The sequence below is a fragment of the Azohydromonas sp. genome, assembly GCF_035325925.1.
Lineage (GTDB): Bacteria > Pseudomonadota > Gammaproteobacteria > Burkholderiales > Burkholderiaceae_C > Calidifontimicrobium.
The window spans coordinates 195,265-218,275 of the sequence record NZ_DAOKZA010000001.1 but is presented as its reverse complement, the minus strand read 5'-3'; the positions used below and the strand labels follow the sequence as shown (position 1 = coordinate 218,275).

The window sequence follows — 23,011 nt, the reverse complement described above, 5'->3', positions numbered from 1 at the left end:
CGCAAGGTCAACATCGACACCGACATCCGGCTGGCGATGACCGGCGCGATGCGCCAGGTCTTCGCCGAGCAGCCGGGCGAGTTCGACCCGCGCAAGGCGCTCGCCGCGGCGACGAAGGCCGCGCGCGGCATCTGCAAGGCGCGCTTCGAGGCCTTCGGCTGCGCCGCGATGGCGGCGAGGATCAAGCCGGTCGCGCTCGACGACATGGTGCGCCGCTACCGCTGAGGCGCGCGACGTCATGGCCGCCGAAGCTCCTGCCGCCGACCTCGGCCGGGCCGCGCCGCCGTTTGCGCTGCGCGGCACCGACGGGCACACGCACACGCTGGCCGACCTCGCGGGTCCGCGCGGCACCGTGGTGGCGTTCATCTGCAACCACTGCCCGTACGTGAAGGCGATCCTGCCGAGGCTGGTCCGCGACGCGCGCGACCTGAAGGCGATCGGCGTGCACGTGATCGGCATCAACGCCAACGACGCCACGGCCTACCCCGAGGACAGCTACGAGCGCATGGTCGAGCTGGCGCTGCCGTTCCCGTACCTGCACGACGAGACGCAGCAGGTCGCGCGCGCCTACGGCGCCGTGTGCACGCCCGACTTCTTCGGCTTCGACGCGCAACTGCAGCTGCGCTACCGCGGCCGGCTCGACGCGTCGCGCAAGGACACGGCGCCCGAGGGCACGCCACGCGAGCTGTTCGATGCGATGAAGGCAGTCGCCGAGACGGGCCGCGGCCCGGCCGAACAGCACCACTGCATCGGCTGCTCGATCAAGTGGAGGGATTGAGCCACCCCCGAAGCGCCTGCGGCGCTTCACCCTCGAGGGGGCGCCGCCTGCGGACCGGCGAAGCCGGGTCCGCGGCGGCCGCTTGAACGCGGCGCGGTCGCTCCCGACTCCCATGCGAGCGCGCCCAAGGGAACGAGCATGCCGCTCGAGGCGCTGATCTTCGACGTCGACGGCACGCTGGCCGACACCGAACACGACGGTCACCGCGTCGCGTTCAACGCCGCGTTCGCCGAGCACGGCCTCGACTGGCACTGGGGCTCGGCGCTGTACGGCGCACTGCTGCAGGTCGCGGGCGGCGTCGAGCGCATGGCGCACTACGTGCGCGCGCACCGCGCGCTGCCGCTGGCCGACGACGAACTCGCCGCGCTGCTGCAGCGGCTGCACGCGAGCAAGACGCGCCACTACGTGCAGCGCGTCGCCGCCGGCGCGGTGCGGCTGCGACCCGGCGTCGAGCGCCTGATCCGCGAGGCGCGGCATCAGGGTCTGCGCCTCGCGATCGCGACGACGACGACGCGCGACAACGTGATCGCCCTGCTCGAGGCCACGCTCGGCGCCGAAGCACCGGGCTGGTTCGAGGTGATGGGTACCGCCCGGGACGTCGCGTCGAAGAAGCCCGACGCGGCGGTCTACCGCTGGGTGCTCGAGCGACTGCGACTCGACGCCGACGCGGCCATCGCGTTCGAGGACTCGGGCCACGGCGCGACCGCGGCGACGACGGCCGGGCTGCGCTGCATCGTCACGCCGACCGCGTGCAGTGCGGCCGACGACTTCGCTGCCGCCAGCGTGCGGCTCGCCGACCTCGACCACCACCCCGACGGCGCGGCGCGGCCGGTCACGCTCGACGATGTGCGGCGCTGGCATGCGCTGCCGCGCCGCCCCCCCGTGGCGGCTGTGCTCGACCGGGTCGATTCGGCTTGACATCGGCGGCACGCCGCCGCACGCTTGCGGCGTTGTCTTGTAAGCACCTGAGGACCATGCGCGTTTCGCTCACCGTGGCGGCCGGACTGCTCGCGGGCTTCACCGCCCTGCCCACCGCCGCCAACCCCTTCCCCGACGCCGACCTCGCCAACGGCCGCAAGATCCACTACGAGGCGAAGTGTGCGTCGTGCCACACCGAGAAGACCGGGCGCGACGAGGGTTTCATCTACCTGCGCGACGACCGCAAGGTGAAGTCGGTGTTCGACCTCAAGCGCTACGTCAGCCTGTGCAACAGCGAGCTGCGGCTCGAACTGTTCCCCGAGGATGAGCGCGACGTGGCCGCGTTCGTCAACCAGCAGTGGTACAAGTTCAGGCAGTGAGCCGCCGCGGCGTTCAGCGGTTCAGGCTCTCGCGCTCCATCTCGAGATAGACCGACCGCGCGTTGAGCCGGTGCCCCGGCCCGAACGCGGGCAGCGCCTGCCAGCGCGACCAGTCGGCGCGCTCGAACGCCTCGTCGAAGTCGGCCATTTCCTCGGCGGCGCGGCCCATCACCTCGCGCAGGTGGCGCAGGTAGTCGCGCGTCAGCGTCAGGTCGCGCTGCACCTGTTGCGACGCCTCGCCGTGGCCCGGCACCGCGACGCGGGGCGCCACCGACGCCACCCGCTCGAGCGCCGCCAGCCACGCGCGCGTGTTCGCGCCGACGACGTACGGGATGCGCCCGGTGAAGTACAGGTCGCCGGCGAACAGCACGCCGTCGTCCTCGACGTGCATCATGATGTCCTGAGGCGAGTGCGCGCCGCTGACGTCGAGCAGGCGCAAGCGCACGCCGCCGAGCTCGAAGGCGATCTCCCCGCGCTCGCCGAACGTCAGCCAGCGGTCGGCGTCAACCGGCTGCGTGCGATCGTCGACCCACGGGAACAGGTCCTGCCGGCGCTGCGCCAGGCGCGCCTTCGCCTCGTCGCTGGCGATCACGCCGCGCGCCGCCTCGTGCGCCCAGATCTCGGCGCCGACGGCCTTGAACGCCTGCGCGCCGTAGTAGTGGTCGGCGTGGTAGTGGCTGACGACGACGCGGCGGATCGGCTGCACCGTGACGCGCCGGATCGCGGCGATCAGCGCCTCGCCCAGCGCCGGCGTGCCCAGCGTGTCGAACACGACGACCCCGTCGCGCGTGACCACGAAGCCCGCGTTCGAGTTGAAGCCCTGGTTCGCGGCGGTGGCCATGCCGGCCTCGCCGAACACCGCCCAGCTGTGCGCGCCGACCTGGCGCGGCTGCAGCACGGCTTGCTGCGCCAGTGCCGGGGATGCGGCGGCGGCGAGCCACCACAGCACCGCCGCCACCCACAGCGCCGTCCACGCACCGCACGTGCACGGGCTCTGCGCGGCCGAGCGTGGCGCCGCGGTCATCGACGCCCCCGTCGCGAACGGTAGAAACACTGTGTGATCATCGACGCAAATGATGCACGATAAGCTCCTGCGGCGCCGCCCGGGTCGTCGGTGACCCGGGCGGCAGTGCCGTCATCCTCGAACCGGAGACCGCCATGAAGACCCTGCACGCCCGCCTGCTGTTGCCCTTGCTGCTCGCCGCCGGCACCTGCTCGGCGTGGGCGCAGGACGCGATCAAGGTCGTGTACCACCTCAACGAAGGCATCCAGCAGGCCAGCCGCGCCGTGGGCAACATCCGCAACCACCTGAACGCCGACCCGAACGCGAAGATCGTGGTGGTCACGCACGGCCCCGGCATCGACTTCCTGCTCGAGGGAGCGAAGAACATGGTCGAACAGCCGTTCGCCGGCGCGATCGGCGAACTCGCCGGCCGCGGCGTCGAGTTCCGCGTGTGCAACAACACGCTGGTCAGCCGCAAGATCGAGCCGACGAAGGTGGTGATGGAAGCCAAGGTCGTTCCCTCGGGCGTCGCCGAGGTGGCCAGGTTGCAGGCGAAGGACGGTTACGTCTACCTGCGGCCCTGAGGGCCGCCCTCGGGCGCGGCTCGGCCGCGCAGCTGGAAGGCGGGCGCGCGGCTCACCCGCGCGCCAGGCGCAAGCGCGTGCGCGCCTGCGCCAGCGCGTCGTCGAGGTAGGCGCCGTAGAAGTCCTCGCTGTAGCCGGCCAGGCGCGGCGCGAGTTCGGTGCCGCCGGGGCCGAGGAACAGCAGCGTCGGCGCGACACGAACGCCCCAGGCGCGCGCCAGGTCGGATTCGCGCACCGACGCGCCGGTGGGCCCGCGCAGCAGCGAGCGCCCGCGCAGGTCGATCTGGCGCGTGAACTCGCCTTGCGCACGCAGCGGCAGCAGGTAGCTGCGGCGCACGATGTCGCAGAACACGCAGCCGTCCAGCGACACCAGCAGCAGCAGCGGCTGCCCGCGCGCCGCCGCGGCGCCGATGTCGTGCGCGAGGTCCTGCGTGCCGTCCAGCGGCTGTGCGCGCAGCACCGCCGGCACCAGCGACGCGCCGCAGAGCGCACCCACGAGCGCGCCGCTCGCCCGGCGGCGCGTGAGGCCGGCGGCGCGGTGCGAAGTCACGACGCGGCGATGCCCGGGTTGCCGTCCATGCCGATGATGCGCGGCGTATTCAGCCGACGCGGCGTGACGACCTTCTTGTCGCGCAGCCAGGCGGCCACGTCGTCCCACACCATGCGCCCCCCCGAGGTCTGCCTCGCTTCCTCGGCCACCGGGGCCCAGCCCGCCACCCTGTAGGTCTTGCCGGCCTCGATCGGCTGGCCCTTCAGGCGCATGTCGCTGATGCGCGAGCCGGCCGCGGCGTTCGGGTCGATCGCGTAGGTCAGCCCGCCGACGCGCACCATGTCACCACCCTGCTGGTAGTACGGGTCGGGGTTGAACAGGTTGTCGGCGACGTCCTCGAGCACGGTCTTGATCATCTCGCCGCGCATCTCGGTGAGCGTCGAGTACGAATAGGTGGTCGCGGTCTGGTCGAGCACGTGCTCCATCAGGATGTCGCTGTTCGGCAGCAGCGAGGTGCCCCAGCGGAAGCCCGGCGAGAACGCGAGGTCGGCGCCGCGCACCTCCATCAGCGCGTCGACGATCAGCTGGTCGAAGGTGCCGTTGAAGTTGCCGCGCCGGTACAGCAGGCCCTCGGTGCGCGCGAGCCTCTCGCCCAGCTTGGCCTCGTACGGGGCGCGGATCCGCTTGACCAGCGCGTCCATCTGCGCGTCGGCCGGCAGGAAGTTCGCGAACACCGGCAGCAGCCGGTACTGGAAGCCCTGGATCCTGCCGCCGCGCACGTCGAAGTCGAGCACGCCGAGGAACTTCGTGTTCGAGCCGGCGTTGGTCACCAGCGTCTTGCCGCCGGCGTTGTCGACGATCACCGGCGCCGGCATGCCGTCGTGCGTGTGGCCGCCGAGGACCGCATCGATGCCGCGCACCCGCGACGCCATCTTGATGTCGACGTCCATGCCGTTGTGGCTGAGCACCACGACGACCTGCGCGCCCTTGCCGCGCACCTCGTCGACCATCTTCTGCATGTGCTCGTCCTGGATGCCGAAGGTCCAGTCGGGCACCATGTAGCGCGGGTTGGCGATCGGCGTGTACGGGAAGGCCTGGCCGATCACGGCGACCTTGACGCCGTTCATCTCGCGCAGCGTGTACGGCGCGAACACCGCATCGCCGAAGTCGGTCGTCTTCACGTTCTGCGCGACGAAGTCGACCTTGCCCTTGAAGTCCTTCTCGACGATCTGCTGGACCCGATCGGCGCCCAGCGTCATCTCCCAGTGCGCGGTCATCACGTCGACGCCCAGCGCCACGCATGCGTCGACCATGTCCTGGCCGTCGGTCCACAGCGCGGTGCCCGAGCCCTGCCAGGTGTCGCCGCCGTCGCACAGGATCGCACCCGGACGCGTCGCACGCATGCGCTTGACGAGGGTCGCCAGGTGCGCGAAGCCGCCGACCTTGCCGTAGCTGCGCGCGGCCTGCTCGAAGTCCAGGTACGTGAAGGCGTGTGCCTCGACGGTGCCCGGCCGGATGCCCACGTGCTTGAGCAGGCGTTCGCCCACGAGGTGCGGCATGCGTCCGTTCGCATCGCCGATGCCGAGGTTGACGTTCGGCTCGCGGAAGTACACCGGCCGCAGCTGCGCGTGGCAGTCGGTGAAGTGCAGCAGGTGCACGTTGCCGAAGCGCGGCAGGTCGTAGAGCCGGCCCGCGGCGTCGGGACCGGCAGCCAGCGCATCCGGCGCATCGAGCGCCATGCCCGCCGCCGACGCCGCCGCCAGCACGTTGAGGAATTCGCGACGCGACAGTGACATCATCCGTTCCTTCTGTACTCAATCAATCACGGATATTCTCGGCGCGAAAAGGGGCCGCGTCCAGCGGCCCCCGGCTTGCGCGCGCTTCAGGCCGCCGAGGTCACTGGTTCACCGGCGACTTCGGGTCGAGCAGCAGCGCCATCACGTGCCGGATCTGCTCCTCGTTGAGAATGCCCATGTGTCCGGCGCGCGGCATGTTCGAGCACGCGTTGTACGCCTTGGCGTTCCAGATCTTGCCCCAGGTGTACTTGACGATCTCCTGGCTGGCGGGCGCATTCGGGTCGCTGACACCGCGCAGCTTGCCGTAGTTCCACAGGCTCGGGCCGATCGTGCCGTGCGAGATCTCCGCCTTGTCGATCTGGTGGCAGTTGTAGCAGTTGCCGCCGTTGACGGTGTTCGCGCTGTCGGTGTAGGTCAGGCCGCGCCCGCTCTGCGCGATGCGTTCGCCCTGCTTCCAGTCGCCGAGGTACTTGCCGTCGCTGGGCCACTTGACCGCCGCGAGGTTGATCTGCTCGACGCGCTTGCGCGCGGCCTCGTAGGACTTGCCCGCCCACGCTTCGGGGTTCGAGCACAGCTTCTGCGCCTCGTCCTGCTTGACGCGGTCGAGCGTGGCGATGCCCTTGGGCTTGAAGTCGGCCTGGATCATCGCGTCGAACTTGGCCTGCAGCGCAGCGGAGTCGGGTGACGACGAGGTGGCGCAGCCGGCGAGCACGGCGACGGCGGCGAGGGTGGCGATGCGGTTCATGGGTCGGTGTCTCCTGCGTGCTCGGTCAGCGCTTGATGCCAGGGGTCGCCATCGCGTAGCCGTTCGACTGCGCGGCCATGAAGTACGACAGCGCGATCGTCAGGTCCGACGCGTAGATCGGCTCGGGGAAACGCTGCTGCCGGTAGCAGTCCTCGAGGCGGTGCTGCATCGACCACATCTGGCCGCTGCTGACGCGGTACGCGGGCCACGACGACCAGCCCTTGGACGCGCCCTCGGGCTTGGCGATGTTCGGCAGGTCCTGCAGGCGGATGCGCTTGCCGTCCTCGCCGTGGCACGAGGCGCACGAGAAGTCGTGCGGGCCGCCCTGGAAGTAGAAGGTCTTCTTGCCCAGCTCGAAGGCTTCCTTCTCCTTCGGGTGGCGCGGCTGCACGCTGACCTTGACGCCCTTGGACTCGCCGGACAGCCAGGTGACGATGGCGACCACGTCGGCGCGCTTGCCCTGGCCCCAGCGCCCGTTGACGACCTCCTTCGGGTCGATGCCCTGCAGCTGCTGCATGCAGGTCAGGATGCGCGACTCGGCGTCCTGCACCTTGTCGGTGTCGGCGAAGTAGCGCGGCATCTGCGCGTAGGCGCCCTTCGTCACGCCGGGGCCCAGTCCGAGGTCGCACTTCTCGAGCGAGGCGTTCTTCGGCCCGGCCTTGAGCTTCCACAGTTCCTCGCCGCGCATCTCGTACAGCTCGGCCGGATTGCCGTCGGCGATCATCTGCCGGTAGCGCTCGATCTCGTCGACGGCCGACCCCTGCGCCCACGCGGCGCCGCCGATGCCCATCGCCACTGCGGCTAGCAGTCCCTTCATGCCTCGCTCCAGAAATGAATGACTATTGAATTGAAAAGTCACCGCGGCCGGCTGCCAATCGGTGACGGCCCCCATAGGGCCGACCCCGTGCCGCGCCCAAATGGCGAAGGCCTCGGGGATCCCCGCCGAGGCCTTCAATGACGTCGCGCCCGTGCCGGGGCGACGTCGCCGACTCAGGACACCGTCGCTTCGTCGGTGCGCGAGTCGCCCTTGTTGTCGTTCCAGGTGACCGTGACCTTGTCGCCCTTCTTGCCGCCCTTGAACTTGAAGTTCAGGAACGGGTCCTTCGACACCGCCGGCCCCCACTGGGCCGACATCACGACCTTGTCACCATGCTTGGCGACGACGTTCGAGATGAAGTGCGCCGGAATCACGTTGCCCGACGAGTCCTTGCGCTGGCCGGTCTCCATGATGTGGCTCATCAGCACCTTGACGTCGACGACGCCACCGCTCTCGGTGGCACGAATGCGCATCGGGTTTCCCATCTGTCTCTCCTTCGAATCCGTCGTCGTCGATCAGCCGCCGCAGCCGCCGAGCGTGACCTTGATCTCTTTCTTGGCCACGTGGAACTTGCCGTCGGCCTTGACCAGCGCGTAGACGTCGGAGCTCTGCCCCATCTTCACGCGCGTGGTGACGAACGGCTCCGAGTCGGCGGTGAGGTTGAACATCGCGGCCAGCGCGTTCGGGTTCTTCTCGACCAGAAGCGCGATCATCTGCACGTTGGCCAGGGTCGTCGTCGCGCCCACCGGCACGACGGCGCCGTTCTCGGCGATGTCGGGGCCGGTCACGGTGACCTTGTCGGACGCCGCCGCGGCGTCGCCGCCGAGCGCCTTGACGGTGCCGTTGACGTCCTTGGCCTCGAAGGCCGCCTTGTTCCACTCGGCCTGCTGCGCACGCGCCTCTTGCGGCGTGATCACGCCGGCCGCGACGAACATCCCGAGTACGCCGAAGCCACCGGTGGTCTTCAGCGCCTTGCGTCGATTCATGCTCATATATCGAACCCCTTCGCGAAAAAATCCGTCACGGCACCAGCGAGGGGTCGTAAGGCCCTGCACCGGTACGACATTGTCCTCCGGCCGTACTGCAGGGGGCATTGGGGATCGCCCCCATGCGCCCGTGCACCTGCCACGCGTGCCGGCCGGCTGGACACGCGCGCGCCGCCCGTCACTTGGCGCCACCGGCGATCCAGCGAGCGAGCGACTGTACCTCGCCGTCGCTGAGCTGCGCCTGCGCCGGCATCGGCACCGCCCCCCACACGCCGCTGCCGCCGGTGCGGATCTTCTGCGCCAGGTACGCCTCGGCATCGCTTCGCCCCTGGTATTTGGCGGCGATCTCGTTGAAGCCGGGTCCGACGATCTTGCTGTTCACGCCGTGGCACGCGGTGCACGCCTGCGCCTTCGCCAGTTCGAGCGCCGACGACTCGGCCGCCCCCCCGCCCGCCGCGGCGCCGGTCACCGCCGCGACCGCGGCGCTCGCCGCCGGGCGCACGCCGGGTGGCTGCGTCGTGTCGATGCCGCGCACCGGCCCCACCGGGCGGTTCTGCGCGAGCAGGTTGCCGTGGGCGTCGCGCGCGAAGTCGGGCAGGTACGAAGCCACCTTGGCCTCGTCGACCGCGCAGTCCTTCATGCACGCGACGGCGCGCACGTCGGGCTTGTCGCCCGGCAGCCACAGGCCGTGCCGGGTCGTCTTGCCGTCGCGGTTGGGCAGGCGGGCCTGCACCTCGCGCACGTTGCGGTCCGACAGCACGAAGTCGGCCGGCACGATGTCGCCCAGGTGCAGGATGTACGCGGTGACCGCGTAGACCTCCTCGACGGTGAGGCTCTTCGGCGCGTTCCAGGGCATCGCGCGGTTGATGTAGTCCCACAGCGTCGACAGCGTGCTGACCTTCATCAGCGTCGTGCGCCCCTCGCCGGCGACGAGGCCCTTGACGCGGCCGGTCTTGATGTCGTCGGCGGTGGTGCCGCCGACGATCGGCGAGAACACCTCGTTCGACTCGCCGAACACGCCGTGGCACGAGGCGCACTTGCCCTCCCACACCTGCATGCCCTTGTCGACCGAGCCCGCCCCCTTGGGCAGGCCGGTGAAGTCGGGGCGCACGTCGATGTCCCAGGCGCGGACCTCGTCGGGCGTGGCCACGCGCCCGAGCCCCGGCGGCAGCTTCTGCGCCCACGCGGCGCCGCACGCGGCGGCGAGCGCGCCGATCAGCAGCGCCTCAAGAAACCTGGACATTGCTCACCTCGCCCGACTCCGACACCAGCCACGACTGGATCGCGTTGTTGTGATAGATCGACCGCGTGCCGCGCACCGCACGCAGCTGCTTGTAGTTCGGCTGCACGTAGCCGGTGTCGTCGATCGCGCGAGACTGCAGGACCGCCGGCTTGCCGTCCCACACCCAGTCGATGTTGAAGCGCGTCAGCGCCTTGTGGTGCACCGGGCCGTCGATGCGCGCGGTGCGCCAGTTGCGCCCGCCGTCGACCGACACGTCGACGCGCTGGATCCGGCCGCGCCCCGACCAGGCCAGCCCGGTGACGTTGTGGAAGCCCTTGTCGAGCAGGATCTGCCCGCCCGACGGGCTGGTGATCACCGACTTGCACTCCTGGATGCCAGAGTACTGGCGGTGCAGCCCGTCGGGCATCAGGTCGACGTAGTGCATCGTCTCGTCCTTGGTCGCCCAGCGCTGGTCGCCCACCTCGATGCGGCGCAGGTACTTCACCCAGCTCACGCCCTGCACGCCGGGCACGACCAGGCGCAGCGGGTAGCCGTTCTCGGGGCGCAGCATCTCGCCGTTCTGGCCGTAGGCCACCAGCACCTCGCCCGACTCGACGAGCTCCATCGGGATCGTGCGCGTCATCGACGAGCCGTCGGCGCCCTCGGCCAGCACGTAGCGCCCCTTCCTGTAGTCGGCGCCGGCCATGTCGAGCAGGTCGCGCAGCGGCACGCCCGTGAACTCGCTGCAGCTGATCATGCCGTGCGTGTACTGCACCGTCGGCACCGCGACGTTGCCCCACTCCATCGCGGTGTTCGCGCCGCACTCGATGAAGTGGATGCGCGACACCGGCGACAGCCGCATGATCTCGTCGACCGTGAACACCAGCGGCGCCTTGACCAGACCGTTGATCATCAGCCGGTGCTTGGTCGGGTCGATGTCCCACCAGCCCTGGTGGTGGCGCTCGAAGTGCAGCCCGCTGGGCGTGATGATGCCGAACAGCCCCTGCAGCGGGCAGAACGAGACGCTGGCCTGGCTCACGCGCGTCAGTCCCGGGCTCTCGCGGCGCTGCAGGCCCGACTCGTACTTCGACGGTACGCCGTAGCCGCGCGCGGCCACCGGCTGCCCCAGCCCGGTGGTGTGCTCGGGCAGCGTGAGGATCGCCTCCTCGCCCCTGGGCTGCGCCAGCGCCGCGCCGGCGCCGGCCATCGACGCGGCTGCGGCGGCGAAGCTGCGGCGCAGGAAGCCGCGACGGTCGGCGTCGAGCCCGTGCCGGTCGACCTCGAGCTTGAGGTCGCGGCTGACGAAGTTCTCCGGCGCCTTGCGCAGGCGGCCGGGCATCGGGGGGGCACCTCTCATGGATGGTCTCGTTGTGTTTCCGTATATGCGTATTAACGCATATAGTAGCCCGGAATTGACCCGGGATAACCCGGGTCGTCGGACGTCAGCCTGTCGTCAGGCGGACTTGGGCATGAAGCGGCGCGCGCTGGCCCGCCGGACGGCCGGCTCGGGCGCGGCGCTGGCCATGTTCACCGACACGGTGCGGCACAGCTGCACGGCCTCGTCGTCGCACACGGTGTAGTAGACGAGATTGCCGTCCTTGCGACGCGACAGCACCCCGGCGCGGTGCATCAGGTTCAGGTGGCGCGACACGTTGGCCTGCGTGGCCCCGAGCGCCTCGACGATCTCGCCGACACTGCGCTCGGTGTTGCACAGCACGTGCAGGATCTTCAGCCTCATCGGCTCGGACAGCAGCGCGAAGTAGCCCGACACCTTCTCGAACAGCCCCTCGAGCTCGCTCAACTCACCCGCTGCGTCGTTCATCGTCGGATCGCCACGTCGCCATCGCCCCGGCCCGCGCCAAGCGGGGCCACGTTGGTCGGGGTGAGATGATTCGAACATCCGACCCACTGCTCCCAAAGCAGTTGCGCTACCAGGCTGCGCTACACCCCGATGTGCGGGCATTGTAGCCAGCGCGTCCGCACCGCAGGCGAGTTCAGTCGACGCGCTCGACCGCGAACTGCGGCGCCGGCAGCTGCAGTTGCCGCGCGACCTCGGCGCACTGGCGGATGTGCTGCTCGCACACGTACTTCAGCGCAGAGAAGGTCAGCGCCGCCGACACCGCCTGGCCGGCCAGCGGCACGAACTTCGCGGCCTGCTGCGCGGTCAGCCGCACGCCGACCACACGCAGCACCTGCAGCACCACCTCGCGCGTGACCAGCCGCCCGACCAGCAGCGCGCCGCCGGCCGAGATCGCCTTGTAGACGACGACGCGGCGCTCGGGCGCCAGCCGCTCGATCTGCTGCGGCGTCAGCCCGAACGCGTGGTTGATGCGCGGGATCAGCCTGACCAGCACGCCGACGTCGGTGACCCAGTCGAGCCCCGGGATCGGCACCGCGGCGACGCCGGCGGCGAGCAGCGCGCGCTGCGTGACGAGCTTGCGGCAGTGCCGCGCGACCGCGTCGATCTGCTCGGGCGTCGACGGCACCACGGTCCAGCCGGCGTCGGCCATGCCGGGGTGCCCTCAGCCGCCGGCGAGCACGACGATGCCGTCGGCGTCGGCGACCAGCCGCTCGCCGGGGCGCACCCACACGCCTTGCACCTGCACCGGCACGTCGCGCTGGCCCTCGCCGCGCCGCTCGGTGGGCATCGGCATCGGCGCCAGCGCGCGGATGCCCACCGTGCACTGCGCCAGCTCGTCGACGTCGCGCACGCAGCCGTCGACGACGATGCCGGCCCAGCCGTTGCGCGCCGCCGCCGAGGCGAGGTTGCCGCCGACCAGCGAGCGTCGCAGCGAACCGCCGCCGGCGACCACCAGCACGCGCCCGTCGCCGGGCTCGTCGAGCGCGGCCTTGACCAGCGAGTTGTCCTCGAAGCAGCGCACCGTCGACACCGGGCCGGCGAACGCATCGACGCCGCCGAAGTCGCGGAACACCGGCGGCAGCACGCGCAAGGCGTCGCTGGCATCGCCCTTGTGCGCATCGCACAGGTCGCAGGTCACGACGGACGGCTCGTGGGTCATCGGCAGGTCGCGAGGGTCGGGGAGGCCATTCGGCAAGTATGCAACGCGGCCGGTGCCACCGTCAGGCCGGGGCCTGGCGCGCCAGCGCCGCGCCGCGGATCGCGCCGAGCGTCGTGCGCGAGGTGATGACCTCGGCGTCGAGCACGAGGTGCAGCAGCGTCGGCAGGCCGCTGGCCAGCGCGTCGGCGAACGCCGGCTCGAACCCGGCGGTGTGCTCGATCCGGGCGGCGCGCCAGCCGTAGGCACGCGCCAGCGCGACGAAGTCGGGGTTGGAGAGCGCGCTGCCGCTGACACGCCCCGGGAACTCGCGCTCCTGGTGCATGCGGATCGTGCCGTAGCAACCGTTGTCGACGACGATGCTGACCAGCCGCCGCGCACCGTGAGCCGCCGCGGTGGCCAGTTCCTGGCCGGTCATCAGGAAGTCGCCGTCACCGGCCACGTTGACCACGGTGCGCTGCGGCTGCAGCAGGCTCGCGGCCACCGCGGCCGGCAGGCCGTAGCCCATCGCGCCCGAGGTCGGCGCGAGTTGCGTGCGGCCGTGGTGCTGCAGCCCGGGGTAGCGCAGGAAACGGTGCAGCCAGCCGCTGAAGTTGCCGGCGCCGTTGGTGTAGACGGTGTCGGCCGGGGCCAGGCGCTCGACGGTCTTCACCACCGCCGCCATGTCCAGCGGCTCGACCGGCACATGCTCGCGGTTGCGGGCGAAGTCGGCACCCGCGGCCTCGGTCCACGCGCGCCAGCGCAGCGCGGGCGGCGCGGCGACGGTCTCCAGCGCCTTGCCGGCGGCTGCCAGCGAGCCATGCAGCAGCAGGTCGGCCGCGTAGACGCGGCCCAGCTCCTCGGCGCCGGGATGCAGGTGCACCAGCGCCTGCCGCGGCCGCGGCGCCTCGAGCAGCGTGTAGCCGCCGGTGGTCATCTCGCCCAAGCGCACGCCCACCGCGAGCACGAGGTCGGCGTCGCGCACGCGCTGCGCCAGCGCCGGCGCGATGCCGATGCCGACGTCGCCGGCGTACAGCGGGTGCCGGTTGTCGAACGTGTCCTGGAAGCGAAAGCCGCAGCCCACCGGCAACTGCCAGTTCTCGGCGAAGCGCTGCAGTGCTTCTGCCGACTCGGCGCTCCAGCCGCTGCCGCCGACGATCATCAGCGGGCGCTCGGCAGCCAGCAGCCGCTGTCGCAGTTCGCGCAACGCGCCCGGCGCCGGCCAGGCCAGCGCCGGATCGACGCGCGGCAGCACCGGCGCCGCCGTCGGCGCGCAGAGCATGTCCTCGGGCAGCGCGAGCACGACCGGGCCGGGGCGCCCCTGCATCGCGGTGTGGAAGGCGTGCGACACGTACTCGGGCAGACGGTCGGCGTGCTGCACCTCGGCGGCCCACTTCGCCAGCCCCAGCGTGCCCGGGCCGAACATCTGCCGGTAGTCGAGTTCCTGGAACGCCTCGCGGTCGCGCTGGTCCGACGCGACCTGGCCGACGAAGACGACCATCGGCGTCGAGTCCTGGAACGCGGTGTGCACGCCGATCGCCGCGTTCGTCGCGCCGGGCCCGCGGGTGACGAAGCACACGCCGGGCCGGCCGGCGAGCTTGCCCTGCGCCTCGGCCATGAACGACGCCCCGCCCTCGTGGCGGCAGGCGACGAAGCGGATGCGGTCGCGGTGCTCGTGGAAGCCGTCGAGCACCGCGAGGTAGCTCTCGCCAGGCACCCCGAAGGCCGTGTCGACACCCTGCGCGATCAGCGCCTCGACCAGCGCGTGCCCGGCGAGTCGGTTCGTCATGCTGAGCCTCCAGGCCAAATGCCGCGATTATGCGAAGGCTTGCCGCGGTGCCGGGGCTGCGCCGATACTTCGCCATCCGGTGAATTTGCAGCCATGCCCCGCACGCCGTCGACGCCCCGTCCCGCCGAGACCCGCCCGCGCGACGCCGACCGCTCGCAGAAGGACATCCTCGACGCCGCGCTGCGCGAGTTCGCCGACCACGGCCTGGGCGGCGCGCGCATGGACCGCATCGCCGAGCGCGCCGACGTCAACAAGCGGCTGATCTACTACTACTTCGAGAGCAAGGAGAGCCTGTTCCTCGCGGTGCTCGAGCGCGCCTACGAAAGCATCCGCGGCGAGGAACGGCAGCTCAGCCTGTCGCAGGTCGACCCGATCGAGGCGATCCGCCGACTGATCGCGTTCACCTGGAACTACTACATCGAACACCCCGAGTTCCTGTCGCTGCTCGGCACCGAGAACCTGCACCGCGCGCGCCACCTGAGGCGCTCGACCAAGGTGCGCAGCATGCATTCGCCGCTGGTGCACACGCTCGCCGAGGTGCTCGAGCGCGGCCACAAGGCCGGCCTGTTTCGCGCCGGTGTCGACCCGGTGCAGCTGTACATCTCGATCGCCGGGCTGTCGTACTTCTACCTTGGCAACTGCCACACGCTGTCGACGATCTTCGACCGCGACCTGATGGGGGCGAAGGCGCGCCTCGAACGCCTGTCGCACATGAACGACCTGGTGCTGGGCTATCTGGTGCGCGACTGAGCGCCGGGCCCGGCTCGCGACGCCGCGCGCGCTCACTCCATGCCCAGCAGCTTGTAGATGCGCCGCGTGTAGACGCCGAAGGCCTCGTGCGTCTTCATGTCCAGCGTGCGCGGCGTCGGCAGTTCGATGGGAAAATTGTCGGCCATGCGCGCCGGCCCGGCGGTGAAGACGACGACGCGCGAGCCCAGGAACACCGCCTCGGAGATGCCATGCGTGACGAAGACGATGGTCTTGCGCGACTCCTTCCAGATGCGCAGCAACTCCAGGTTCATCTTCTCGCGCGTCAGCGCGTCGAGCGCGCCGAAGGGTTCGTCCATCAGCACGAGTTTCGGGTCGTGCACCAGCGCGCGCGCGATCGCCGCGCGCTGCTGCATGCCGCCGGAGAGCTCGTACGGGTACTTGTCCTCGTAGCCGGCCAGCCCGACCAGCGCGAGCAGGTCGCGCGCACGTTCCTTGGCCGCGGCCATCGGCAGGCCCAGCAGCTCGGCCGGCAGCAGCACGTTGTCGAGGATGCGGCGCCACTTCAGCAGCAGCGGCGCCTGGAACACCATGCCGATGTCGCGCGCCGGGTCGAAGGGGTGCGTCGCCGAGCCGATGCGCACCGTGCCGTCGTCGTGGCCGTGCAGCCCGGCGAGGATCTTCAGCAGCGTGCTCTTGCCGCAGCCCGAGGGGCCGACCAGCGAGACCAGCTCGCCGGGCATCACGTCGAAGCTGGCGTCCGAGATCGCCAGGTGCTCCTTGCGCCCGGTGCGGTAGACCTTCTGCACCCCGGCGAGGTGGATGAAGGGCTCCACGGCCACGGCCGCCGCGGGATCGATCGTGGGCATCATGAAACGCGCGCGTCCTTCACCACCAGCAGCTTCTCCAGCAGCAGCACGAGGCCATAGAGCCCCATGCCCAGCATCGTGATCAGCAGCACCGCCATGAACATCGCCGGCGTATCGAGCGTCACCTGCACCTGCAGCATCAGGTAGCCCAGGCCGCGGTCGGAGCCGAGGAATTCGCCGACGATGGCGCCGGCCACCGCCAGGATCGCCGCCACCTTCATGCCGGCGAAGATGTAGGGCAGCGCACCGGGCAGCTGGATCTTGGTGAAGATCTGCCAGCGGCTGCCGCGCAGCGTGCGCACGAGGTCGAGCAGCTCGGGCTCGATCTCGCGCAGTCCACGCGCCGTGGTCAGCAGGATCGGGAACACCGCGATCGAGAACGCCATCAGCGTATTGGGGAAGACGCCGTACTTGAACCAGACGATGATCAGCGGCCCCAGCGCCACCTTGGGGATCATGTTCAGCGTCACCAGCAGCGGCAGCGCCAGCGCCTCCAGCGTCTTCGACCAGGTGAACAGCAGCGCCAGCGTCACGCCGACCCCCAGCGCGAGCGCGTAGCCGCCGAAGATCTCGGTGCCGGTGACGGCGATGTTGCTCCACCAGTCGTAGTTGGGCTGGAACAGCGCCGCCAGCGTGTCGGCCGGCGACGGCATCACGAACTTCGGCACGTCGCCGAGCTCGACGAACAGGTACCACGCCAGCAGCAGCAGCAGGTGCGCCAGCACGCCCAGCGTGTACTGCATCAGCTTGGACTGCGAGCCTTCCATCGCCTGCGCTCCCGTCAGGCCAGCCAGCGCGGCAGGTTCTCGGCGACGAAGGCATCGTCGGCGAGGTCGGCATGCTCGCGGCAGACGCGGTCGATCAGTGCCGACTGCCCGGGCGACAACGTCTCGGCCGGGTCCAGGCACCAGATGCCCTCGAGCAGCCCCTGCCGGCGCAGCACCTCGTGGCAGCCGGGAATGCAGCCGGCGAAGCCGTTCGCGACGTCGAAGAAGGCGGCGTTGCAGTCGGTGACGCGTGAGTCCAGCGCCAGCAGGTCGGCATCCACCCGCCCCGCGTCCGCCGCGGCCTGCAGGCGCTGGAACAGCCGCACCGCGCCCTGCGTCCACACGCTCCAGTGGCCGAGCAGGCCACCGCGGATGCGCAGCGTCACCGTCTCGTCGCCGCGCCGCACGACGAACGGCTGCAGCAGATCGAGCACGATGTGGTCGTCGTTGCCGGTGTACAGCGTGACGCGGTCTTCCGCGCGCGCCGCGGCGACGCCGCGCACCACGTCGAGCGTGCGGTAGCGGTCGAAAGGCGCCATCTTGATCGCGACGACGTTGTCGATGGCGGCGAAGCGGCGCCAGAACTCGGCCGGCAGCGCGATGCCGCCCACCGCCGTCTGCAGGTAGAACCCGACCAGCGGAATCACCTCGGCCACTGCCGCGCAGTGCGCGACCAGCTCGTCGACCGAGGCGCCCTGCATCGCCGCCAACGACAGCATGCCGGCGTGGTAGCCGCGCGCCAGCGCGATGCGCGCCTCGGCCTGCGCCTGCGCGGTGCGGCCGGCCAGGCCGGCGATCATCACCAGCGGGCGGTCGCTCCATTCGCGCGCCGTGCGCGCCGCCAGTTCCAGCACCGGCTCGTAGAGGCCGACCTCGCGGATCGCGAACTGCGTCGAGTGCACCCCCACCGCGAGCCCGCCCGCGCCGGCGTCGACGTAGTAGCGCGTCAGCGCGCGCTGGCGACGCTCGTCGAGCCGGCGCGACGCGTCGAGCGCCAGCGGGTGCGCCGGAATGACCGTGCCGCGGCGCAACAGCGCCAGCACGTCGTCGGGCAACTCGCTGCGGTGTCTGTGCATCAGGGAAAGTCTGTAGGCGGTGGGTGGCCGCGCCGCAGGTGCAATCGACGAAGCAGCCTCTATACTGGACGTAAGTAACCGGTTGGTTAATTCACTCTATCCGACCCGCCGCCTCGCGTCAACGAGGCCCGACCCGCAGCCCATCCAAGGAGACCCCAGATGATCCGACGTATCGCCCTCGGCGCCGCGCTGGCGGCAGCCACCTTCGCCGCGACCCCCGCGCTGGCGCAGCAGAAGGTCGACTTCGTGCTCAACTGGGTGCCCGGCGGCGACCACGCCCCGTACTACTACGCGAAGAAGATGGGGTGGTACAGCCAGGCCAGCATCGACCTGCAGATCGAGCCGGGCAAGGGCTCGGCGCTGGCGACGCAGCGCGTGGGCGCCGGCTCGACGCCGATCGGACTGGCCGACATGGCCGGCGTGCTCGTCGCCAAGGGCAAGGGCGCCGACACGGTGGCGGTGTTCAACGTATACGCCAACTCGCCGCAGGGCCTGTACTGGCTGAAGAGCTCGGGCATCCAGACGGTCAAGGACCTGGCCGGCAAGAAGATCGGCAACCCCGCCGCCGACGGCGCGCGCGTGATGTGGCCGGCACTGGCCAAGGCCAACGGCATCGACCCGAAGTCGGTCACCTGGGTCAACATCGACGCCAACGGCAAGCTCGCGGCGCTGAAGGCCAAGTCGATCGACGCCACGACCTCGTTCTACAACCTGCACCACGTGTTCGAGCGCGAGCTCGGCGCCGACATGGGTTTCCTCGCCTGGCGCGACGCCGGCCTGAACCCGTATGGCAACTCGGTGATCGTCAACGCCAGGTGGCTGGCCGACAACAAGCCGCTGGTCGACAAGTTCGTCAAGGTCACGCAGCGCGCCTTCGCCGCCTGCGTGAAGGAGCCGCGGCCCTGCGTGCAGGCGCTGGTCGACGCCAACGGCGCGCTGAAGTTCGACAACGAGCTCGAGAACTGGGGCCTGGTCGAGAAGCTGATGAGCGACAAGTTCAGCCGCGAGGTCGCGCTGGGCATCCACGACGACGCGCGCATGGCCTCCGACTACGAGCTGGTGCGCGAGTACATCGGGCTGGACAAGACCTTCGACGTGAAGACCGTCTACACCAACGAGTTCCTCGACCGTTCGGTGAAGATGAGCAAGTGAGCCCCGGGGCGCGCGGCGCCGCAGCGGCGCGCCGCGTTCAGCCCAGCTCCGGGCCGGCGACCAGCACGATCGGCGCCGGCCGGCCCGGCGCCTGCGGGGGCGGCGCACCCGCCACGGCGTGCACCATGCGCGTGAACGGGCGCTCGGCGACGAAGCCGAGCGAACGCAGCCAGGGGCGCAGCGCCGCGTGCTCGTCGCACAGGTCGACGTAGACCGGTGCCGCCGTCGCGTCCAGCGCGTCGGCGAGCAGGCGGCGCGCCGTCGACTCGTCGTCGGCGAGCAGCGGGCCGATCTGGCCGGCTTCGCGCCCGTCGCGACCGAGCACGAAGCCGCGCAGCCGCCCTTCCTGCTCGACCACGCGAGCCGCCGCGGGCCAACGCGCTGCGAGGCGGCGCAGCAGCGGCAGGCGGTTGGCACCGAACGCCGGCGCGTCGAGCGCCGCGACGGCGGGCCAGTCCGTGTCACGCAGCGCGCGGGTGGTCGGCGCTGCGGCCGCCGGCGCGGTGCCGGCGTCGACCGCCTCGCGGCGGTAGCGCGTGAAACCCCAGGTGTCGTGGAACCCCTGCTGGAGGTACACCGCGCGGCCGGCCGGGGTCGCGTCGAGCACCGGACGCAGGCCGCGCAGCCGCAGCACGCCCAGCGCGTGCTGCAGCAGCCGCGTCGCCAGCCCGAGGCGCCGCACGGCCGGCAGCACGAGCACCATGCTGATCCAGGCGAATCCGCCGTCGTACGGTAGGACCACCGTCGACGCGGCCAGCGTCGTGCGGCCGTCGACGGCGAGCCGGATGCCCCAGCCTTCGCCCAGCTCGAGCATCGTGCGCCAGTCGGCCTCGTTCTGGTTCCACTGCGCCGCCATCGACAGCCGCATCGCGTCGCCGACGTCGGCGGGCGTCAGCGGCACGATGCGGTCGACGACGTCGGGGGTCACGATCGGAGGCGGACGCGGTGCCGGGCCGCTCAGTACCGGCCGTCGCGCGTCTCGAAGTGCGTCGGCTTGCCCAGGCTGGGCCCGCCGCGCGCCACCCAGTCGGCGACCCAGTCGATCATCGCGGCGAGCGGCACGCCGGGCGGACCGAACAAGGCCTGCGCCTGGCGCGTGTCGACCAGCCAGGCGGTGGGCGCCTCGCGTCCGGTGATCACCGGCGAGCGACCGAAGCGGCGGCCGAACTCCTCGGCCAGCCAGCGCACGCGGGTGTGGCTCGCACCCGAGACGTTGATCGGCGACGCCGGTGTCGTGCAGTGCGCCAGCAACCGCAGCGCCTGCTCGTTGGCGTCGCCCTGCCAGATCACGTCGGCGTGACCCATCGTCACGTCGACCGGGCGGCCCTCGAACACCGCGCGGGCGACGTCGAACAGCACGCCGTAGCGCATGTCGATCGCATACGACAGCCGCACCAGCCGCCCCGCCGTGTCCCAGCGCCGCGAGCCGTACTCGAACAGCTTCTCGCGGCCGACGCAGGACCAGGCGTAGTCGCCCGAGGGCGGCGTCGCCGGCACCGACTCGTCGGCGCCCGGGCCGTCGACCGGCACGAAGGGGTAGACGCAGGCGGTCGAGAAGACCACGATGCGCATCCCGCGGAAGGCCTCGGCCACCATGCCGGGCACCGCGACGTTCATCATCCAGGTCAGCGACGGGTTGTCCGAGGCGCCGAACTTGTGCCCGGCCATGTAGACGCAGTGGCGCACCCCGTCGGCGACGTTCGGCAGCTTGGCCAGCGCCTCGCGGTCGGTGAGGTCGCAGGCGATGCACTCGACGCCGTGCGCTTCCAGCATCGCGCGCGAACGCGCGTCGCTGAAGCGCGCGACGCCGACCACGCGCTTGCCCGGCGCCGCGCGCTTGGCCATGCGCGCCAGCGTCGGGCCCATCTTGCCGCCGACGCCGAGCACGATGAGGTCGCCGTCGAGCGCGGCCAGGTCGTCGATGAGCGCCTGCGACGGCGCGGTCATGAAGTCCTCCAGCGCCTCGACGTCCTCGAAGCGGGCCGGCAGCGTGCGCACCGCGGTCACGATGCGATGCCCTCGAAGCGGTCGCGGCCGGCCTTCAGCGCGCGCATCTTCGCGTCGGCGACCGAACGCTTGAGCATCCAGAAGCCGCAGTCGGGGTGGATGTAGCGCACGCGCCCGTCGCCCAGCAGCTTCTCGGCACGCTCGATCGCACGCGCCACCGCGTCGGCGCTCTCGACGTCGGTGACCTTGATGTCGACGACCCCCAGGCCCAGCCCGATCTCGGGCTTCAGTTCCTTGAACGCGGCCAGTTCGCCCGGCGGGCGGTGCGCACACTCCAGCACCACGTGGTCGGCGTGCAGCGCGTTCAGGTAGCTCAGCAGCTGGTCCCAGCGGCCCTTCTGGATGGTCTGGCCGCCGTAGTTGCCGAAGCACAGGTGCACCGCCGGCGTGCCCTGCACGGCGTCGAGCACGCGGTTGATCGCCGAAGCGGCCCATTCCCATTCCTCGGGGTGGCCGGGCAGGTTGGCCTCGTCGATCTGCACCACGTCGGCGTCGAGGTGGCGCACCTGCTCGGCCAGCGCATCGGCGATCGCATGCGCCACGGCCTTGACGTCGCCGTAGTGCTTGTCGATCAGCGTCTTGGCCAGCATGTGCGGGCCCGTGACCGTGAACTTGAAGCGGTGGCGCGCCAGCGCCTTGGCGCGTGCGCAGGCCAGCGGCAGGTCCAGGCTGCCGTGGCCGATGGGGCCGACCACGGTGCCCGGCGGCCGGGTGCGGAACTTCATGCCGCTGTTGCTGCGGTACGCGATGAGATCCTCGAACGAGAAGCGCTGCGTGATGCCGTCCATCGGCCGCACGAAGTACTCGATCATCCCGTTGGTCTCGGGGTGGTTGATGTCGAAGCGGTACAGCTCGCCGTCGCACACCACGTCGACCCCGGCCTGCTCCTGCGTGCCGATGACCACGCGCGTGGCGTCCAGCAGCGCCTGCTCGGAAGGCGCGGCGACCAGCCAGTCCGGGATGGGGTAGGAGCCGACGACGGTGGTCTGGATGCGGGGCATGGCAGGACTGTACTGTTAACCGGATGGTGATGATCGATGCTAGTCCGAGGCCACCGCAGCGTCAACCGCGCCTTGACGCGGGCCGGTGTCGGTCGTACATTAATTCACCGTCTGGGGATTAAACAGCCACCCCGGTTCTCCGAGGAGCAGCACGATGCCCCTGAGCGAAGGCGATCTCGCCGTCTACCGTCACACCGGCCACCTGACCGTGGCCGGCCTGTTCGACCGCGGCACCACCGACGCGCTGATCGCCGACATCGAGCAGTGGGGCGAGGCCTTCCTCGCCGACCTTCCCGCCGATCAGCGCGCGTGGTACGTCGACGGCGGCGTCAGGGCCAGGACCGTGCTGCGCAAGCTCGACAACCCGCACCACCACCGCGCGGCGGTGCGCGACCTGGCACGCACGCCGGCGCTGGTCGGGCTCGTCGAGCAGTTCATCGGCCCCGGGGTGTCGGTGTACTTCAGCCAGGTGTTCTTCAAGCCGCCCGAAGGCGGTGGCCCGAAGCCGGCACACCAGGACAACTTCTACTTCGGCCCCAACGACCTCGAGGGCGTGGTCACCGCGTGGATCGCGCTCGACGACGCGACGCTGGAGAACGGCTGCCTGTACTTCGGCGAGGGCAGCCAGCACGGACCGGTGTACCCGCACGTCGCGCCGCCCGAGGAGCCGTACAACCTGCAGCTGCCCCCCGAGATCCTGGCGCGCCAGCCGATGTCGCCGGCGCCGGTGAGGCGCGGCGGGGTGTCGTTCCACCACGGCAACGTCTTCCACCAGTCGGCGCCGAACCTGTCGACACGCTGGCGCCGCGCGATCGCGCTGCACTACGTCAACGCGCACACCTTCTTCGAGCAACCGGCGCTGCCGTACGACGACACGCTGAAGCTGCGCATCAGCTGAGACGCGGGCGCCGCGCATCGACTTCGCAA

27 protein-coding genes and 1 tRNA gene are annotated in these 23,011 nt (G+C 70.8%); 8 read left to right on the top strand and 20 right to left on the bottom strand.

Going from position 1 to position 23,011, the window contains the following annotated elements:
• The 4 genes from PKC53_RS01015 to PKC53_RS01000 all read left to right on the top strand — a co-directional run.
• Positions 1-225: class II fructose-bisphosphate aldolase (locus PKC53_RS01015; RefSeq protein WP_324425369.1), on the top strand; the 225-nt coding region annotated here is incomplete at its 5' end.
• 13 nt (positions 226-238) lie between these two features.
• On the top strand, positions 239-778 hold the full coding sequence (locus PKC53_RS01010; protein WP_324425367.1) for a thioredoxin family protein: 540 nt from the start codon (positions 239-241) through the stop codon (positions 776-778).
• Positions 779-916: 138 nt separating this feature from the next.
• The gene (locus PKC53_RS01005; protein ID WP_324425365.1) at positions 917-1,696 is read left to right on the top strand and encodes an HAD-IA family hydrolase; all 780 of its coding nucleotides are present in this window, start codon (positions 917-919) and stop codon (positions 1,694-1,696) included.
• A gap of 56 nt (positions 1,697-1,752) precedes the next feature.
• Positions 1,753-2,076, top strand: coding sequence for a cytochrome c (locus tag PKC53_RS01000; protein ID WP_324425363.1), 324 nt, complete (start codon positions 1,753-1,755; stop codon positions 2,074-2,076).
• Positions 2,077-2,089: 13 nt separating this feature from the next.
• Here PKC53_RS01000 and PKC53_RS00995 read toward each other — a convergent pair whose 3' ends face one another.
• The gene (locus PKC53_RS00995) at positions 2,090-3,100 is read right to left on the bottom strand and encodes an MBL fold metallo-hydrolase (protein WP_324425361.1); all 1,011 of its coding nucleotides are present in this window, start codon (positions 3,098-3,100) and stop codon (positions 2,090-2,092) included.
• 134 nt (positions 3,101-3,234) lie between these two features.
• Between PKC53_RS00995 and PKC53_RS00990 the strand changes: the two genes are divergently transcribed.
• Entirely contained in the window at positions 3,235-3,663 is a 429-nt protein-coding gene (locus PKC53_RS00990; RefSeq protein ID WP_324425359.1) for a DsrE family protein, read from the top strand.
• 52 nt (positions 3,664-3,715) lie between these two features.
• On the opposite strand, the gene PKC53_RS00985 is transcribed toward PKC53_RS00990, so the two are convergent.
• From PKC53_RS00985 to PKC53_RS00925, 13 genes are all read right to left on the bottom strand, one after another.
• On the bottom strand, positions 3,716-4,159 hold the full coding sequence (locus tag PKC53_RS00985; protein WP_324425357.1) for a hypothetical protein: 444 nt from the start codon (positions 4,157-4,159) through the stop codon (positions 3,716-3,718).
• A gap of 50 nt (positions 4,160-4,209) precedes the next feature.
• Complete coding sequence (soxB, locus tag PKC53_RS00980; protein ID WP_324425387.1) at positions 4,210-5,949, bottom strand: thiosulfohydrolase SoxB; 1,740 nt, start codon at positions 5,947-5,949, stop codon at positions 4,210-4,212.
• A gap of 100 nt (positions 5,950-6,049) precedes the next feature.
• Complete coding sequence (gene soxX / locus PKC53_RS00975) at positions 6,050-6,694, bottom strand: sulfur oxidation c-type cytochrome SoxX (protein WP_324425355.1); 645 nt, start codon at positions 6,692-6,694, stop codon at positions 6,050-6,052.
• 25 nt (positions 6,695-6,719) lie between these two features.
• Complete coding sequence (gene soxA, locus PKC53_RS00970) at positions 6,720-7,511, bottom strand: sulfur oxidation c-type cytochrome SoxA (protein ID WP_324425353.1); 792 nt, start codon at positions 7,509-7,511, stop codon at positions 6,720-6,722.
• Between the two features lie 173 nt (positions 7,512-7,684).
• Entirely contained in the window at positions 7,685-7,996 is a 312-nt protein-coding gene (gene soxZ / locus PKC53_RS00965) for a thiosulfate oxidation carrier complex protein SoxZ (protein ID WP_324425351.1), read from the bottom strand.
• 30 nt (positions 7,997-8,026) lie between these two features.
• Positions 8,027-8,503 carry a thiosulfate oxidation carrier protein SoxY gene (gene soxY / locus PKC53_RS00960; RefSeq protein WP_324425349.1) on the bottom strand — a complete coding sequence of 159 codons (477 nt, stop codon included), beginning with the start codon at positions 8,501-8,503 and terminating at the stop codon, positions 8,027-8,029.
• Positions 8,504-8,675: 172 nt separating this feature from the next.
• Positions 8,676-9,740, bottom strand: coding sequence for a c-type cytochrome (locus tag PKC53_RS00955; RefSeq protein WP_324425347.1), 1,065 nt, complete (start codon positions 9,738-9,740; stop codon positions 8,676-8,678).
• Entirely contained in the window at positions 9,724-11,076 is a 1,353-nt protein-coding gene (soxC, locus tag PKC53_RS00950) for a sulfite dehydrogenase (RefSeq protein WP_324425345.1), read from the bottom strand. Before soxC ends, PKC53_RS00955 begins: the two co-directional genes overlap by 17 nt.
• A 96-nt stretch (positions 11,077-11,172) precedes the next feature.
• Positions 11,173-11,541 carry a metalloregulator ArsR/SmtB family transcription factor gene (locus PKC53_RS00945; RefSeq protein WP_324425343.1) on the bottom strand — a complete coding sequence of 123 codons (369 nt, stop codon included), beginning with the start codon at positions 11,539-11,541 and terminating at the stop codon, positions 11,173-11,175.
• A 52-nt stretch (positions 11,542-11,593) separates the two neighbouring features.
• Positions 11,594-11,670, bottom strand: a tRNA-Pro gene (locus PKC53_RS00940).
• 43 nt (positions 11,671-11,713) lie between these two features.
• Positions 11,714-12,229: a hypothetical protein gene (locus PKC53_RS00935; protein ID WP_324425341.1), complete on the bottom strand. Its 516-nt coding sequence runs from the start codon at positions 12,227-12,229 to the stop codon at positions 11,714-11,716.
• Between the two features lie 12 nt (positions 12,230-12,241).
• Entirely contained in the window at positions 12,242-12,739 is a 498-nt protein-coding gene (gene rraA, locus PKC53_RS00930; protein ID WP_324425339.1) for a ribonuclease E activity regulator RraA, read from the bottom strand.
• 61 nt (positions 12,740-12,800) lie between these two features.
• Entirely contained in the window at positions 12,801-14,504 is a 1,704-nt protein-coding gene (locus tag PKC53_RS00925; protein ID WP_324425337.1) for a thiamine pyrophosphate-binding protein, read from the bottom strand.
• Between the two features lie 93 nt (positions 14,505-14,597).
• Here PKC53_RS00925 and PKC53_RS00920 point away from each other — a divergent pair, with 93 nt between their 5' ends.
• Positions 14,598-15,254: a TetR/AcrR family transcriptional regulator gene (locus PKC53_RS00920; RefSeq protein ID WP_324425335.1), complete on the top strand. Its 657-nt coding sequence runs from the start codon at positions 14,598-14,600 to the stop codon at positions 15,252-15,254.
• A gap of 32 nt (positions 15,255-15,286) precedes the next feature.
• On the opposite strand, the gene PKC53_RS00915 is transcribed toward PKC53_RS00920, so the two are convergent.
• From PKC53_RS00915 to PKC53_RS00905, 3 genes are read right to left on the bottom strand one after another with little or no spacing between them, the layout of a single operon-like run.
• On the bottom strand, positions 15,287-16,084 hold the full coding sequence (locus PKC53_RS00915) for an ABC transporter ATP-binding protein (protein WP_324425332.1): 798 nt from the start codon (positions 16,082-16,084) through the stop codon (positions 15,287-15,289).
• Positions 16,081-16,848, bottom strand: coding sequence for an ABC transporter permease (locus tag PKC53_RS00910; protein ID WP_324425330.1), 768 nt, complete (start codon positions 16,846-16,848; stop codon positions 16,081-16,083). Before PKC53_RS00910 ends, PKC53_RS00915 begins: the two co-directional genes overlap by 4 nt.
• A 14-nt stretch (positions 16,849-16,862) precedes the next feature.
• Entirely contained in the window at positions 16,863-17,924 is a 1,062-nt protein-coding gene (locus tag PKC53_RS00905) for a dihydrodipicolinate synthase family protein (protein ID WP_324425328.1), read from the bottom strand.
• Positions 17,925-18,083: 159 nt separating this feature from the next.
• Here PKC53_RS00905 and PKC53_RS00900 point away from each other — a divergent pair, with 159 nt between their 5' ends.
• On the top strand, positions 18,084-19,076 hold the full coding sequence (locus tag PKC53_RS00900) for an ABC transporter substrate-binding protein (RefSeq protein WP_324425326.1): 993 nt from the start codon (positions 18,084-18,086) through the stop codon (positions 19,074-19,076).
• 37 nt (positions 19,077-19,113) lie between these two features.
• Here PKC53_RS00900 and PKC53_RS00895 read toward each other — a convergent pair whose 3' ends face one another.
• Genes PKC53_RS00895 through PKC53_RS00885 form a run of 3 tightly spaced genes read right to left on the bottom strand, consistent with a single transcriptional unit; the run spans position 19,114 to position 22,084 of the window.
• Positions 19,114-20,004 (bottom strand): GNAT family N-acetyltransferase, encoded by an 891-nt coding sequence (locus PKC53_RS00895; RefSeq protein ID WP_324425324.1) that lies wholly within the window; start codon positions 20,002-20,004, stop codon positions 19,114-19,116.
• 29 nt (positions 20,005-20,033) lie between these two features.
• The gene (locus PKC53_RS00890) at positions 20,034-21,083 is read right to left on the bottom strand and encodes an NAD(P)-dependent oxidoreductase (protein WP_324425322.1); all 1,050 of its coding nucleotides are present in this window, start codon (positions 21,081-21,083) and stop codon (positions 20,034-20,036) included.
• On the bottom strand, positions 21,080-22,084 hold the full coding sequence (locus PKC53_RS00885; protein ID WP_324425320.1) for a cobalamin-independent methionine synthase II family protein: 1,005 nt from the start codon (positions 22,082-22,084) through the stop codon (positions 21,080-21,082). The genes PKC53_RS00890 and PKC53_RS00885 overlap by 4 nt, the downstream gene beginning before the upstream one ends.
• Before the next feature lie 154 nt (positions 22,085-22,238).
• Here PKC53_RS00885 and PKC53_RS00880 point away from each other — a divergent pair, with 154 nt between their 5' ends.
• A complete protein-coding gene (locus tag PKC53_RS00880) occupies positions 22,239-22,982 on the top strand; it encodes a phytanoyl-CoA dioxygenase family protein (protein WP_324425318.1) in 744 nt (247 codons plus the stop codon).
• Positions 22,983-23,011 lie beyond the last annotated feature (29 nt).